Origin of the sequence: Pseudoalteromonas phenolica (genome assembly GCF_005876835.1) — a bacterium.
GTDB lineage: Bacteria > Pseudomonadota > Gammaproteobacteria > Enterobacterales > Alteromonadaceae > Pseudoalteromonas > Pseudoalteromonas phenolica_B.
Window position 1 is genome coordinate 60713 of record NZ_PPSW01000007.1, and the last position, 13620, is coordinate 74332.

Genomic DNA, 13620 nt, shown 5'->3' on the forward strand with positions numbered 1-13620 from the left:
GAGGAAAATTATGAAGTTATCTGACCAAAAAAAATTGCACATTTTAGCTGCCGCAGAGCAATTGTTTTACGAGCAAGGCGTCGATGCCACCAGCATGGATGACATAGCCAAACTTGCCAAAGTATCAAAACGCACAGTTTATAATCATTTCGATACTAAAGATCAGCTGTTTCACGCCATTTTATTCAAAATGAAAGACGAATTAATGGCGACCGAAGCTGTGGTATTTGACCAAAGCAAACCCTTACATGCGCAATTGCAAGCAATTGCAGAGCAAGAAGTACAGCTACTGACTTCAGACAATTTTTTACGCATAGCAAAAATTGCCTTTATGCAGATGCTAAAAGATCCAGAATTAGTCTCACAACTTGGTAGCAACAAAGTGGGCTGCATGACTTTTATTGAGACCTTCTTGAAAGATGCCGTCGATACTAACGCATTAGACATAGATGACGTTGAATTTGCTGCAAAACAGTTTCTTTTTCAGCTTAAGTCGTTTATTTTTTATCCTTACTTATATGGGTTCGAAAAGCCAACGCCTGAACAGCAAAAACATATTATTGAGCAAACAATTACTATGTTTTTAGCACGATATACAAAAGACTAAAGGCCAATATGATAAGAGCAATAACACGCGCAGATTTTTCAGCATTTTGGCCGACTTTTAAGAGTATTATTCAAGCACAAGAAACCTATGCCTTTGACTCAGATATGAACGAGTCGAGCGCATATTCACTATGGTGTGAAACGCCGCTAAAGTCTTTCGTTTACGAAGAGCAAGGACAAGTACTAGCGAGTTATTATTTAAAAGCCAATGCCATGGGGCCAAGCTGACACATTTGTAACTGCGGTTATATGGTCTCGCCTCTCGCAGCGGGAAAAGGCATTGCCAGAGAACTTTGTGAGCATTCTCAAAACACCGCCAGAGCACAGTGTTTTAAGGCCATGCAATTTAATTCGGTGGTCTCGAGTAATACCGTTGCCGTATCGCTTTGGCAAAAGCTCGGCTATGAAATTATTGGCACAATACCAAAAGCCTATAATCATCCGAAGTTAGGTTATGTTGATAGCCTCATTATGTATAAATGGCTCAGTGATGAATAATCCGTAAAACACCTTTAAACAATAAACTTATTCAACAAGCTTTGCTGTGACTTCACATCACCAAGTAGTTGTTCATTTGCGGTAATCTGTTCGTGCGCAAAACTGTCTACTTGTTGGCTGATATCGCGAATACTAATGGTATTTTTGTTAATGTCTTCAATCACCACACTTTGCTCTTCAATGGCTGCTGCAATTTGAATATTACGATCCATTATTTCTTTCACTTCGTTCGATATGCTCTCTAAAGAATCACTGGCAATTTGTGTATGTTCAACACAGCGATTTGCCTTATCTTTGCTCTCATCCATCGAAGTTTGCACTTGCGAAGAATAGTGCTGAATTTGCTCTATCATAGATTTAATTTCAGTGGTCGACTCTTGCGTTCTTGAAGCCAGTGTTCGAACTTCATCGGCTACGACCGCAAAACCGCGGCCTTGCTCACCTGCTCGTGCGGCTTCAATTGCCGCATTAAGTGCTAATAGATTGGTTTGCTCTGCAATACCGTTGATCACAGATAGAATTTGTTCAATATTATTGCTGTAAGAGGCCAGTTCACTACTGAGCTGTTGAGCTGAACTAATAGACGCCGATAACTCCACAATATCTTGGGTTGTTTTTGCAAATACCTGCTTATTCTCATCTGCGGTTTTATTTACTGCGGTCACAGAAGTCGCTGCATCTTGAGCACTTGCAGCAATATCCGATGAGGTCGTACTCATTTCATTCATTGCTGTCGCTAAATTATCTATCGACAAATATTGCTGATTCAGAGACTCAGATGACTGCATTGACAACTGCGAAGCATGGTTGCTTTCTGAGGTGATATTCTCAGCTTTGTGCTTAATGTCTGACACCAACTGTTGCAAGTAAGATAAAAACTGGTTGAAGTTATTTGCTACAACCCCGCACTCATCTTCAGTTTGCACATTTAAACGACGAGTCAAATCACCGCCGCCACTGGCGATTTGGCCAATTGCACTTTCTAACGTATCAAGCGGACTCAACAGGTGTTTAGCAAGTTTTCTTAATAGAAATACACACAGCGCAATACTAAACACCGCGAAGATAAATGTACGACTGGTAAAAGTAGACAAAGACTCATACACCAGAGACTTATCAAGCAACACAGCCAAATACCAATCAACCCCTGCACTGTCATCAAGCGGAAAAAAGTAGGCCAGTTTGTCTTCGCCTTGATGACTCAACTCTAAAATTTCTCCTTGTCTATTTGGACCTAGTTCGTACACTGCTTGGCTAGACTTACCATTTAAACTGGCATTAGGATGGGTAATAATCGTGCCTTGCCCGTCAACAATAAACGCAAAGCCGGTATTGTTAAAATTAATCGTATTCACACTATCTGCGATTGTTTGCAAAGACAAATCGCCCCCTATCGCCCCTTTAAAACCTCCGCTATTAACTGAAGTAACAATAGAAACTAAAAGCTCCTTCGTAGCTGCATCAACATAAGGTGGTGTAAACACTACGCCTTGACTGTTTTTAGCTTGTTGATACCAAGCGCGCTCGCGAAAGTCGATCTCTGGTGGGTTCACACGATTTTTGTTATTGGAGCGAAGTCCCTGCTCGTCAGCCAAGGTGCCAAACACCAACAAAAACTCATTTCTAAGCGCATTGTTTTCGAGGGATTTCTGAAAGTTACTTTTTGAAAAATCAGCTTCAAGCTGATGCTTTAGAATACGAACTTGGGCTGCTTTCCCGGCCATCCAATTACTGATACTACTACTGAGTAAAGCGGTATTATCGACCACATAGGCCTGTGTTTTTTGCTTTAAGCTATTTTCAACCAAAATATATGTTGATAGCGCCAGAAGCGAAATCACCATAAAAACAACAACCCCAGATACCACCGAAAACTTAGATCTAATCTTCATTTCTCAGCCTTATTCGAATTAAGCAAGAAAGCCATTAGCATTGTGTAAATATAAACTATACTCAAAAAAACACGCACTTTTGCAGAGAATTCTTATGAGAAGCATTGCTTTTGTCACCGCCTTGTTAAGTCTTATCTATGCAGTAAACGTATCAGCAGCTTCGAATACACAAGACGAAATAGCCTTGTTGAAAGCGCAATTAAAACTATTGCAGCAAAAAATAGAAGCGCTAGAAAAAGCCCAAAAAAATCATCCGGTAGCCGAAAAACCAGCGCAAAAACCGAGTAAGGATAAAACTGGAAAGGCTAAGCCTGACAAAGACCTAAAGTTTTACGCCACTATCAGACCAACTTACGGCTACATTGATAATGCAGGTGAGAGCACCACTGACGTCAGAGATGCGTTATCACACATGGGCGTTAAATCGACTCACCAATTCTCAAATGAATTTAAAGCCACACTTCATGGCGAATGGGGTATAGATTTATCTAACAACGGAGATTTTGGTAAAGCAAGGCAAGTATATGTCTCGCTCGATACACCGCTCGGTGAGGTAGGCATAGGTAAACAGCGCCCCGCACAGTACTTATACATTGCTGAATATATTGATATTTTCAACCATGCGAGTAGTCCATTTGCCTACGACCCCGAAAGCATTTTCTTCGTGAACAACTTTCTCACCTACTCAAAAGAACTCGGTGATTTCACCTTCAAAGCAGGCGCGCAATATGACGGTGAAAATGGCGATAATTATTCAGACTTATTTAACGCAGGCCTAAGCTATGATGTCGATAACCTACATCTCGCGATGACTTATCAAAATAATCATGTGTATGACGCCGAAACACACTTAGGTGAGAATCGTATTTTAGCCTTTTCTGGTGCTTATACTTTCCCGTCAGACCTCTATCTTGCTGTTGGTTATCAAGATAAAAGTTACGATCGCATCACAAGTAATGACCGAGATGGCTCAACATTCGATATCTCGTTAGGCTATCCAATCTCCAAGCACTATAAACTTAAGCTCGGATACTTTGATTTCGACGACGGTCTAGATAGCAGTGGCAATGGTTTTGACGGCTATAACGTGACGCTGGAGTGGCTACCGGCCAACAAACTACGCTTTCATTTAGAGTACTTAACGAAGGACTATGCCAATAGCACAGGATTTGATTCTATTTCTGTGGGCTTTAGATATGACTATGTGAAGTTTTTAGATGAGTAAAAGCAACCTATTACTATTGCTACTCTTTTGCTCATTGCTTTTATCAAACATCAGTGAAGCAAAAGCCGTAAAAGTAAAAGTAAAAGTGATTGTTGACGAGGATTACCCCCCTTATAGCTATGCGGTCAATGGTAACCCGCAAGGGATTTACATTAATCTGATCAGAAAAGCAGCTAATTTACTGAAAAATGACTACGATATTCAGTTTGAAGCGATGCCATGGAAGCGAGCTTTAAAGGAAATAGAATTAGGTCATGCTTTTGCAATTTTGCCTCCTTATATACACAGACAAGCTCGCCCTTATATCGGTCCATACTCAGTCACGTTATTAACAGAGAGGGTTGTCACTGTTTGTCACCCAAATACACATTTGCCAGCACTTTTAACTCCAAGCAATCTTGATTTAAAAGACTTCTCTAACAGAAAACAGCTAAACGTGGGTATCAATGCCGGTTATCTGATGTTTGATGACAGATATAAAGCTTTAATAAAAAATGGGGCTATTAAAATATGGGAAAACAAAAGTACGCAATCAAACTTGCAAAAATTAATAGAGAAGAAGCTCGACTGCTATGTGAATGATAGTCGAGCAATACAATTTAACTTGGCTCAAATGCCCAGTGCACTTGATATAAAGTTTGTTGAAGTTGATGAGATAAGTCGTCAAACCGCGCATATTGGCTTTAGTAACAGTGAACATATTAAGTTTGCTTATAAAGAAGATTTAATACATAAACTCAACCAAGCAATCTTAACCATCAAAGAGCAATACCCTGAGTTCAAAGATTAAAAAGGGGCTACTCGCCCCTTATAAGAATAATGACTCTTAGTCTCTAAAGTTACTCGGTGCAGGTGGCACGACAAGCGGCTTTTTAGGGTTAGCTTCTAATTCTTTAAGAAGCTCTTTAACTGCGCGCTCTACCGATGGGTCTTTTCCTGCATGAATAAGCTCTGGACGATCGACCACTTCTATATCTGGTGTTACACCTTCATTCTCTATGATCCAGTTGCCGTCGTTGTCAAGAATACGGAAAGTCGCAGCAATCACTTGCCCACCATCAACAAGGTATGGGTTGCCAGAAATACCAATCAAGCCACCCCAAGTTCGTGTGCCAATTAACTTACCAAGCCCCGCTTGACGGAAATAGTAAGGTAATGCATCACCTCCAGAACTCGAATAACCGTTAATTAGCATAGCTTTAGGGCCGTCATGAGCAAATGCTGGCGTTTTAGTTGGCTCAACACCTCGACGTTTCCAGTAATTTAATGGCTTGCGAGATAACCAGGTAATTAGATGTTCAGGAATAAAACCACCGCCGTTGTAACGATCGTCAATGATCATCGCCTCTTTTGTCGTTTGTGGCATAAAGTTCTTGAATAAAGAGCGGTTACCTTCGTAATGTGTATTTGGTAAATGTACATAACCAATCTTGCCATTTGATAACTTGCTGACGTATTCAGCTCGGCTGTTCACCCAATCTAAATAACGCAGGCCTTGCTCACTGGCTACAGGTTTAACTGTCACCTTCCAAGCAGCATCAAAACTCGGTGAATCAGACAGCATTAGCTCAACTGGCTCACCCTGAGTATTTTCTAGCAATTCAAAGAAGTTACTCACTTGATCTACTGCTTGGCCATTTACCGATAGAATGAAGTTTCCTACTGAAGCATTAATGCCTGTTTGACCCAGTGGCGAGCGGAAGTCTTCATGCCAATCTTCACCTTGATAAATCTTGTTTATCTTCACAAAGCCAGACGGGTGACTTTCAACTCCAGCACCTAATAAACCATGCTTTTTACGTTCAGCGGTAGGCGCATCGCCCGATTGAACATAAATATGACCCGCATTAATTTCACCTGCGATTTCGCTAAGCACATAATCTAAATCAGTTCTGTGTGCTACCGCATCCGCCATTGGTTGATAACGCTTTAAAATTGCATCCCAATCTTGGCCATGGTGATTTTCATCATAGAACCAATCGCGCAATGTACGCCATCCCTCCACATACATTTGCTGCCACTCAACCTTAGGATCAATTTTTAAATTCATCTTCGAGAGATCGAGCTGATTCGCTTTAAGATCTTGTTTTGCTTTCGGCTTGATAACACTGATGCTTTTACCTGAGCGAGCAATGATGTGTTTACCATTCGTCGACACTTTATACTGACTCACGCCAGACGCGACTGTAGCCACTTTGCCATCAGGCTTGTTCGAAATAAGCTTAAGTGCACCACCTGATAGCGTTAAAACCCCGCCTTCTACACCCGTTAAGCCGCGATAATTTCCTGCTGGTGCATTTGTAGAGACGACACGTTTCATAAAGCCTTGAGGCTCAAGCGCATTCGTGTTTTCTTGTTGAGATTTATTTTCAGTCTCTTCAGTGACAATGCCCGCTTCATCAGAGCTTAATGCGTTAATGGGTGTGATTTGATTATTCACAGCAACCGCATAAACTCGAGTGGCACGATTAAACATATAATCAAACTCATACGAGCTGAACGTTAAGTTGTAATCACGTTCAGAGCTGAAATACAGATACTCACCGTCAGGAGAAAAAGTCGGGTTACTTTCAGATGTCATCTCATCTGTTAAGCGTGTTACCTTCTGTGACTCAATATTGAAATGAAATAACGATGAGTAGCGGTTTTCGTTATTTTTTACATACACAATATCGTTTGAATTTGGCGACCAAACATATTGAGTAAGACCGTTTTCATCAAACTTTGCTACATCTATTTTTGTTTGTTTGCCAGATGCGATATCAAGTAACCAAAGTGTGTGGTTTTTATCTGCAAAAAGTAGTTTGCTGTTATCAGGTGACCACTTAGGCGTGAAACGCCAAATTGTGCCATTACTTGTTAACTGCTTAACTTCATTATTGTTAGCGCGGTCTTTAATATAAATCTCGTACTCGCCTGTCACATCGCTCATATAAGCGATATATCGACCATTTGGCGACCAACTGGCTTCTATCTCACGGCCTTCAGGCGTGTAGCTTAAGTTACGAGTCGGACCTTGTTTTACAGGTACTGTGAATATTTCACCACGGGCTGTAAACACCGCGCGATTGCCATCATGAGAGATGTCCATCGAGTCAATAAAGTCACTCACATTTTTACTGTAAGGCAAAGTGTGCTCTCTGATCCCCTCCACATTTATCTTTAGTTTCTCAGAGGACTTTGTCGCTTCATCGAAACGGTATAGATACCCACCATTTTCATAAACAATCGCATCAGGACCCGCAGAAGGCCACAATACATCGAAGTCATCATGCGTTGTCATTCGAACTGGTGACTTACCTTCACGATATTTATATAAATTTAGGGTGTAGTCTCTATCTGAAACGAAATAAATACTGTCATTTACCCAGGTAGGCTGTTGATCTGTAGCGCGATGAGACGTAAGTTGTTTTGAAGTATTATTTTCTAAATCATACACCCACACATCTTGAGCACGACCACCACGTGAGCGCTTCCAAGTTCTAAATTCTCTGTCTATTGGCGTATAAACGTATTTACTTCCATCAGGAGAAAGCATGCCCCCACCCGTTTCAGGAATTGCCATCGGTTGCTCTAAGCCCCCTTCTGCTGGCACAATGTACGGACGACCCATTCGCTTACCCCAAGGGGTTCTATTTGCTCTAAATACGATATTTTTTCCGTCTGGCGTCCAGTCCATAACACGATAATCATAACCACCTCGAGGTGGCATCGGGCCAACATCATTATAGTAAGTTAATTGTTTCAAACCTGAGCCATCACGGTTTATTACATAAACTTGGCGACTTCCGTTGTACTGGGCTGAAAATGCAATTTTACTCCCGTCTGGAGAAAACTTAGGAAAAGTTTCGAACCCCTCATGATGAGTTAAACGTTGGCTTTTTCCAGTCTTGGTATTAGCAACGTAAATGTCACCTGCATATACGAATGTGACATGCTCTTTATGAATATCAGGGAATCGTAAGATACGGGTATCTTGCGTTTGAAACGCAGAAGCCAAAGGCGCAACGACGGCAGCCATGGCCAAAACAAGATTTTTAATTTTCATTCTTCGCTCGTTTTCATAATGACTAATGTTACATAATAACATTTAAGTCTGCTGTGAAAGCTTTTTGAGATAAATTGGTTGTGACAAAATGTAACGATTAAAAGTGAGTTGATGCTCCCTATACTTCTTGCCCATGTAAAAAACTCAACAGTAAAATTTGCTTAACTGACTATGATTAGTAATATGGCAAAAAAGATATATCTTGTGAGTAATCATGATTAGGGTTTTCGTTTTTTTCATTCTATTTTGTTTTTTGCCTAGTTTTTTCGTTCAGGCAAATCAACTTAATGTTATGTTTTTGAACCCGGGTCACCCATCAAATAATCCAACCGGACATTTTTGGCCGAATGTTAATTACTTCATGCAAGAAGCTGCTGATGACTTAGATATCAACCTCACTACCATTTATGCCAACCGCAATCATATTTTAATGAAATCTTTTGCTACGGATGTGATAGCTAAAAAACCAGATTATGCGGTTTTGGTCAATGAGAAAGGGGTCGCGGTCAAATTGGTTGAAGAGATCACCAAACATAAAATTCCAGTATTTATGTTGCTCAATGACCTCTCAGATGAAGAGCTAAGCTCTCTTTCTGCAGAGCAGAGGCAATATTATGCGGGCAGCTTGATCCCGAATAATTTTGACGCAGGCTTTTCTTTAGCAGAACAACTCCATGACGCATTAGTCACAAATAAAACCACACACGGCAAAGTCAATGTGCTTGCGCTTCATGGTGATACAACCTCGCCTGCTTCGGTTGCTCGAGCTGAAGGACTCAATAGCTTTTTGAATTCACACCCTGAAGTGCACTTAATAGATAGCACAGTTGCACACTGGTCAAAACAACAAGCTTATGAAAAAGTAAAAGGTATTTTGAAGCATCAAAAAGTCGATATCATTTGGGCAGCCAATGATGCCATGGCTTGTGGCGCAACCTCTGCAGTAGCCAGTTACAACCTGTTACCAACAATGCGAATTGGCGGTATAAACTGGGATGACGATATTCCTGAAGGAAGATTAGCCGTGTCTGTTGGCGGCCATGTCACGCTTGGCGCGTATGCCATGGTTATGATCAAAGAGTTATCTGAAGGCAAAAGGAAACCAGAGAGAGTTGAACATTCGATTTTTCAACACAGCAACATCAAAGCCTACCAAACCTTTATGTCGGCTTTGCAGCAAAAGCGTTTTAATCAGTGTAACTTTGCCGACTTCTTAAGTGACTCAGACATCAAACTTACATTTTCTATCAACAATTTGATTTGTGAGTAGCTAACAAAAAATGCGTGGATTGAATAAGTTTTCTTTGAATTGTCTTACCCAATCTGCAAGATGAAAATAGAACCTAAAAATTAGCGTTCACCATTGATGGCCACTATTATGCAGGTATGATTGCCTTCTCAGAATAATCATTTATCCAAACATACTTGTGTGAATAATGCTTCTTATTATCAAAGAAAATATTGCAATTTTTAAGGCTTAATATTTCAGATAGGTTTCCATCCACAATGACTGTATCACTTATCCTAACTTTCCTTAGAGGCAAGTTGGATATGCCTTTGATGCTGTTTAAAGAATGGCACTTTTCTAAAATAAGAGATTCAATACTTTTGATACAAAACACGGATTCCAGATTCTCAACTTTCTTACATGTTTCTAGTCTCAACTCAGACAGGTCTATAAGCGCTAATTCCGAGATGTCTTTTAATTTACTGCATCTATAAAGCATTAAATTTTTGAGTTTTCCAAACTGTTTAATACCGTTAGTAGACTCTATTGTAGCTTGTACTAACTCAAACCTATTCAGATTAGGCGAAGTTTTGAACTTGGATAAATCTTTATTTTTGTATTTGTCTATTCTCAATTGCAATAACCAACCAACTTGATGCAAGCTTTCAAAACAAGGACGCCAATCAATTTTTACAACTTTCAAGTTAGTAAGCTTCTCGAAATTAAATCCTTGTTTCACACCTAAGCATTCTAACTGCAAATACTCCAAATCTTGTAAATCTTCAATCATAGCCAAGTCTTTTATCTCATCGTCCATGAGGTATAGACATTTTAAGTTTTTAACTTTCGTTAAAAGACCTAATTCCTGGCTCTTCCATCCCAACCTTTGATTTAGCAAAATAGATCTGTAATTCTTTGCGTTGATAAAGTCGATAACACCCATTGTCAGAGGCGAAATTAAATTCAGCCTTGGCTCAGAAAGGTAGTCATCTTCGACAATTATATATTCCATTATTTCTTCAATCTCAAAAATATAGTCACGGAAAAATATTAACTAACTACGATTTCAAAATGAATAGATTAAATGAGCATTTTTGCTAACAGCACTCCTCAGTTTTACTGATCACCACCCCATGTTCATCTGCATACACCCAATCATCTTCTGACACCTCTGCACCGAGAAAAGTAAGCGAGCTTAACACACTACCTAAACCTTGCTTTTTGGTTTTACGCGGAACGTGCCCTAATGCCATAACAAAGAAGGGAAATGTTTTCACAATGATGGGAGTCGCATCTTGCAATTTGTATCTTTGAAAACAGGAGCTGCAGACAACGCCCTTTCCCCTTGTATCACGCCTGAAAATAAGTAATTGATGAGTAATGCGATCGCATGGATGCGAGCCAAGCGATGATTTCGCCAAGGATGGCGAATACATTGCGGTTACGTTCACATCAATTAGTTATTTGAAGATTTAGCGAGATATAGGGGCGCCGTGGGAGTCCAGAGCGAAGGTCGCACCCGAGCGGTCGGCGGCAGCCGCCCTTTGGTTGCCGTCGCCAATGCGACAACAAACCAACACACCTCTAAACCTCCATTTTACTAATCACCACACCATTCTCATCGGCATACACCCAATCACATTCTGACACCTCTGCACCGAGAAAAGTAAGCGAGCTTAACACACTACCTAAACCTTGCTTTTTGGTTTTACGCGGAACGTGCCCTAGCGCCATGACACAAAATGGCAATGTTTTTAATATTTCTACATCGCGAACACAGCCGTTTACGATAATGCCTGACCATTGGTTTTTAATGGCAGATATAGCCAAGTTATCACCAAGAAAAGCGAATGATTTAGAGCCTTGAGCATCAACAATTAAAACCTTATTGTCGCCAGGTTGTCTTAAACACTCGCCAACTAGGCTGTTATCTTCTGGGCAACGAATAATCACGGCTTGGCCTTTCATGTAGCGTGATTTGCCAAAGTGTGACAAGCCATGCTCCATAACTTGTAAAGTATCGCCGTATTCGTCGTAAAGATCAGGGGTCGTAAAAACAGACATTTATGATTCCAATTTAAGTCAAGATAGTACTTACTTAAGCAGTTAAAATTAAAAATTCACAATCTCTTAAGCAAATAACGGCTATTCATAGAATGCATATTATTGGTGGGTGCAACGGGCTTCTAGCGAGAGTTCTTGCTCTGAAATTTGTGTGATAGTTTCTAGATAACGCTCTTTGATGGGTAAATCCAAGCCTTTTGAATAAATTTCGTCAATTGCACTTTGTAGTTGAGTAACCAATGTTTGAGGCACCCTCTTATTTAAAGCCAAATAATTTCCACCTAGTCGAGGATCATCTATATAGTAAGCTGGAACAACCTGCTCAGGTCGAAGTCGATAATTCTGAATGTGGAATTTCAAGCTATTCGCGGAGGCAATAAACAAATCGAGTTTGCCCTCAGTAAACGCTTTTATTTCTGCAAACTTTTCAGAAAAAAGAATGTAATTTATATGCTCTTTAAATCCCCACTGCTTGAGCACTTCTTCATATGCATCGCCTTTATGTAAAGCAACCGTGTAATTTGCCAACTCTTCTTTGTTGTTTATTTGAATATCATCGCGTTCAGTAAGTTTATAAAAGCACCCAGGGCTTGAAATAAGTGGCCCAACCCATTGGAATTGCTGTTCACGGCTTGGCAGCCTAGATGTGGACACTAGACCACTATGCTCATGTTTTAGGCTCAATGTCATCGCGCGCTTCCAAGGGTACAATGCAAACTTGCATGTTAAATTTGCCATTTTACAAGCCATAGCCACAATATCGGCATTCACGCCAACGACAACGCCTTTTTCTAGAAAGTTATAAGGTGGAAACTCTTCGGTATAGATGGTGAGCGATTGCTCAGAACCAATAGCATAGGTCGAAGCAAACAGCAGAGCAATACAGCACCTTTTTAACTTCATCAAGCAACACCTTAGATAAAAATAAGAGTATGAAAAACTTATGTTTCAAGTTTATGTCTAAATTTAAGCATAGGAAGAAAATAGAGAATTGCCATTTCCTGAATGAATTATGGAAATGGCCGTTAAGTGAAATATAAAGGGTGTTTATAAGCTAAAGGTTTTGCCTACGGTAAACAAAATTGTCGAATCGCCATAGGTGTCGAGATCGGTGTCTTCATAACCCAAAGATAAGTCCCAGCCACTGACCGAGTAATTACCCGTCACTCGCCAATGTACGTAGTCATCGTCAGTTCCTTCCCAAGTCCATTTATCATCATCCATACTCATGGAGTAATCGATGCCGACATCAACCGAGAATGACTCGTTTACAGGGAAGTTATGAGTCAACATCACAATGCTATGGCCTGCACCTGTGCCAAAATAGTCCCATGCATACCAAAAATTAAGGTTAGTGTTACCGTAATTAAACTTTGCATAGGCTTCTGCATAGTTATAGCTAGAGCTCACATCAGCACCATGGTAGGTGTACTGCGCAATACCGACATCTAAATTAAGCACATCATTCAGAGCCGTGTAGTAACCTACATAACCATCAAACTCGATGTTGGTATCTTCGCCAAAATCGACATTTGAGCCCCAGACTCCTGCATACCACCCGATATCTCCCGCCCAATCAAAGCTTGCCTGAATGGCAGGGTCTTCTTGAGTTTGACTTACCCCATTAAACAAATAATCAGACACACCCGTCACTGTAACTGAGGTATCAGCCAAAGTCGGAAAAGCGCATAAACACAGTGTATATAAAATCGATTTTTTCATTATTGAACTCTGAAATAATTTTCCTTTATGAAATGAGATTAGTACAAAAATGACTGCTGTAAACAAATGAACAGACTATTTCTAAAACAGAAACACTTTACCTTTAAGTAACATTAAGCAATACCTTGTTGCTAATACCAAAATATCTACACTTTTAATGTGGTTCATACTTAACCCTGTTTTTTGTAAGGTTAATTGCATTTTATGCGGTAAAAGTTTGGCACTGGTCTAGTGTTATAAGGCTAAACAAGATGCAGGTTGTTTGTGATGTAAAATCAAAACCTACTTAGTTGGAAAGATTTTTTAAGCAACTGTACGGACACTACAAAGGAGCTAC

At 40.2% G+C, this 13620-nt stretch carries 13 protein-coding genes; 6 read left to right on the forward strand and 7 right to left on the reverse strand.

The features are described 5' to 3' along the window. Nucleotides 1-10 precede the first annotated feature (10 nt). From C1E24_RS04100 to C1E24_RS21205, 3 genes are read left to right on the forward strand one after another with little or no spacing between them, the layout of a single operon-like run. The gene (locus C1E24_RS04100) at nucleotides 11-607 is read left to right on the forward strand and encodes a TetR/AcrR family transcriptional regulator (protein WP_138479000.1); all 597 of its coding nucleotides are present in this window, start codon (nucleotides 11-13) and stop codon (nucleotides 605-607) included. A gap of 8 nt (nucleotides 608-615) precedes the next feature. Then, entirely contained in the window at nucleotides 616-834 is a 219-nt protein-coding gene (locus tag C1E24_RS21200; protein ID WP_346765667.1) for a hypothetical protein, read from the forward strand. Nucleotides 835-855: 21 nt separating this feature from the next. Further along, complete coding sequence (locus C1E24_RS21205; RefSeq protein WP_346765668.1) at nucleotides 856-1104, forward strand: GNAT family N-acetyltransferase; 249 nt, start codon at nucleotides 856-858, stop codon at nucleotides 1102-1104. Between the two features lie 14 nt (nucleotides 1105-1118). Here C1E24_RS21205 and C1E24_RS04110 read toward each other — a convergent pair whose 3' ends face one another. Then, nucleotides 1119-2996 carry a methyl-accepting chemotaxis protein gene (locus C1E24_RS04110; protein WP_138479002.1) on the reverse strand — a complete coding sequence of 626 codons (1878 nt, stop codon included), beginning with the start codon at nucleotides 2994-2996 and terminating at the stop codon, nucleotides 1119-1121. 94 nt (nucleotides 2997-3090) lie between these two features. Between C1E24_RS04110 and C1E24_RS04115 the strand changes: the two genes are divergently transcribed. Further along, a complete protein-coding gene (locus C1E24_RS04115) occupies nucleotides 3091-4221 on the forward strand; it encodes a porin (protein ID WP_138479004.1) in 1131 nt (376 codons plus the stop codon). Next, on the forward strand, nucleotides 4214-5011 hold the full coding sequence (locus C1E24_RS04120) for a substrate-binding periplasmic protein (protein WP_138479006.1): 798 nt from the start codon (nucleotides 4214-4216) through the stop codon (nucleotides 5009-5011). The genes C1E24_RS04115 and C1E24_RS04120 overlap by 8 nt, the downstream gene beginning before the upstream one ends. A gap of 36 nt (nucleotides 5012-5047) precedes the next feature. Here C1E24_RS04120 and C1E24_RS04125 read toward each other — a convergent pair whose 3' ends face one another. Then, nucleotides 5048-8269 carry a S41 family peptidase gene (locus C1E24_RS04125; protein WP_138479007.1) on the reverse strand — a complete coding sequence of 1074 codons (3222 nt, stop codon included), beginning with the start codon at nucleotides 8267-8269 and terminating at the stop codon, nucleotides 5048-5050. A gap of 292 nt (nucleotides 8270-8561) precedes the next feature. On the opposite strand from C1E24_RS04125, the gene C1E24_RS04130 reads away from it, so the two are divergent. Beyond that, a complete protein-coding gene (locus C1E24_RS04130; RefSeq protein WP_171040767.1) occupies nucleotides 8562-9539 on the forward strand; it encodes an ABC transporter substrate-binding protein in 978 nt (325 codons plus the stop codon). Nucleotides 9540-9645: 106 nt separating this feature from the next. Here the strand turns inward: C1E24_RS04130 and C1E24_RS04135 are convergent, their stop codons facing one another. The 5 genes from C1E24_RS04135 to C1E24_RS04155 all read right to left on the reverse strand — a co-directional run bounded on the left by C1E24_RS04135 (nucleotide 9646) and on the right by C1E24_RS04155 (nucleotide 13283). Further along, nucleotides 9646-10509, reverse strand: a complete 864-nt coding sequence (locus C1E24_RS04135) for a hypothetical protein (protein WP_138479011.1) — start codon at nucleotides 10507-10509, stop codon at nucleotides 9646-9648. Nucleotides 10510-10594: 85 nt separating this feature from the next. Next, nucleotides 10595-10798 (reverse strand): hypothetical protein, encoded by a 204-nt coding sequence (locus C1E24_RS20895; RefSeq protein WP_171040769.1) that lies wholly within the window; start codon nucleotides 10796-10798, stop codon nucleotides 10595-10597. Between the two features lie 283 nt (nucleotides 10799-11081). After that, a complete protein-coding gene (gene rraA / locus C1E24_RS04145; RefSeq protein ID WP_138479015.1) occupies nucleotides 11082-11561 on the reverse strand; it encodes a ribonuclease E activity regulator RraA in 480 nt (159 codons plus the stop codon). 99 nt (nucleotides 11562-11660) lie between these two features. Beyond that, nucleotides 11661-12464, reverse strand: coding sequence for a substrate-binding periplasmic protein (locus C1E24_RS04150; protein WP_138479016.1), 804 nt, complete (start codon nucleotides 12462-12464; stop codon nucleotides 11661-11663). A 144-nt stretch (nucleotides 12465-12608) separates the two neighbouring features. Further along, nucleotides 12609-13283 (reverse strand): TorF family putative porin, encoded by a 675-nt coding sequence (locus C1E24_RS04155; protein WP_138479018.1) that lies wholly within the window; start codon nucleotides 13281-13283, stop codon nucleotides 12609-12611. Nucleotides 13284-13620: the final 337 nt, after the last annotated feature.

What these genes read in the sequence shown, in the direction of transcription:
- C1E24_RS04100 (WP_138479000.1), top strand. Translation starts at nt 11, where the DNA reads ATGAAGTTATCTGACCAAAAAAAATTGCACATTTTAGCTGCCGCAGAG.
- C1E24_RS21200 (WP_346765667.1), top strand. Translation starts at nt 616, where the DNA reads ATGATAAGAGCAATAACACGCGCAGATTTTTCAGCATTTTGGCCGACT.
- C1E24_RS21205 (WP_346765668.1), top strand. Translation starts at nt 856, where the DNA reads ATGGTCTCGCCTCTCGCAGCGGGAAAAGGCATTGCCAGAGAACTTTGT.
- C1E24_RS04110 (WP_138479002.1), bottom strand. Translation starts at nt 2,996, where the DNA reads ATGAAGATTAGATCTAAGTTTTCGGTGGTATCTGGGGTTGTTGTTTTT.
- C1E24_RS04115 (WP_138479004.1), top strand. Translation starts at nt 3,091, where the DNA reads ATGAGAAGCATTGCTTTTGTCACCGCCTTGTTAAGTCTTATCTATGCA.
- C1E24_RS04120 (WP_138479006.1), top strand. Translation starts at nt 4,214, where the DNA reads ATGAGTAAAAGCAACCTATTACTATTGCTACTCTTTTGCTCATTGCTT.
- C1E24_RS04125 (WP_138479007.1), bottom strand. Translation starts at nt 8,269, where the DNA reads ATGAAAATTAAAAATCTTGTTTTGGCCATGGCTGCCGTCGTTGCGCCT.
- C1E24_RS04130 (WP_171040767.1), top strand. Translation starts at nt 8,562, where the DNA reads ATGTTTTTGAACCCGGGTCACCCATCAAATAATCCAACCGGACATTTT.
- C1E24_RS04135 (WP_138479011.1), bottom strand. Translation starts at nt 10,509, where the DNA reads ATGGAATATATAATTGTCGAAGATGACTACCTTTCTGAGCCAAGGCTG.
- rraA (WP_138479015.1), bottom strand. Translation starts at nt 11,561, where the DNA reads ATGTCTGTTTTTACGACCCCTGATCTTTACGACGAATACGGCGATACT.
- C1E24_RS04150 (WP_138479016.1), bottom strand. Translation starts at nt 12,464, where the DNA reads ATGAAGTTAAAAAGGTGCTGTATTGCTCTGCTGTTTGCTTCGACCTAT.
- C1E24_RS04155 (WP_138479018.1), bottom strand. Translation starts at nt 13,283, where the DNA reads ATGAAAAAATCGATTTTATATACACTGTGTTTATGCGCTTTTCCGACT.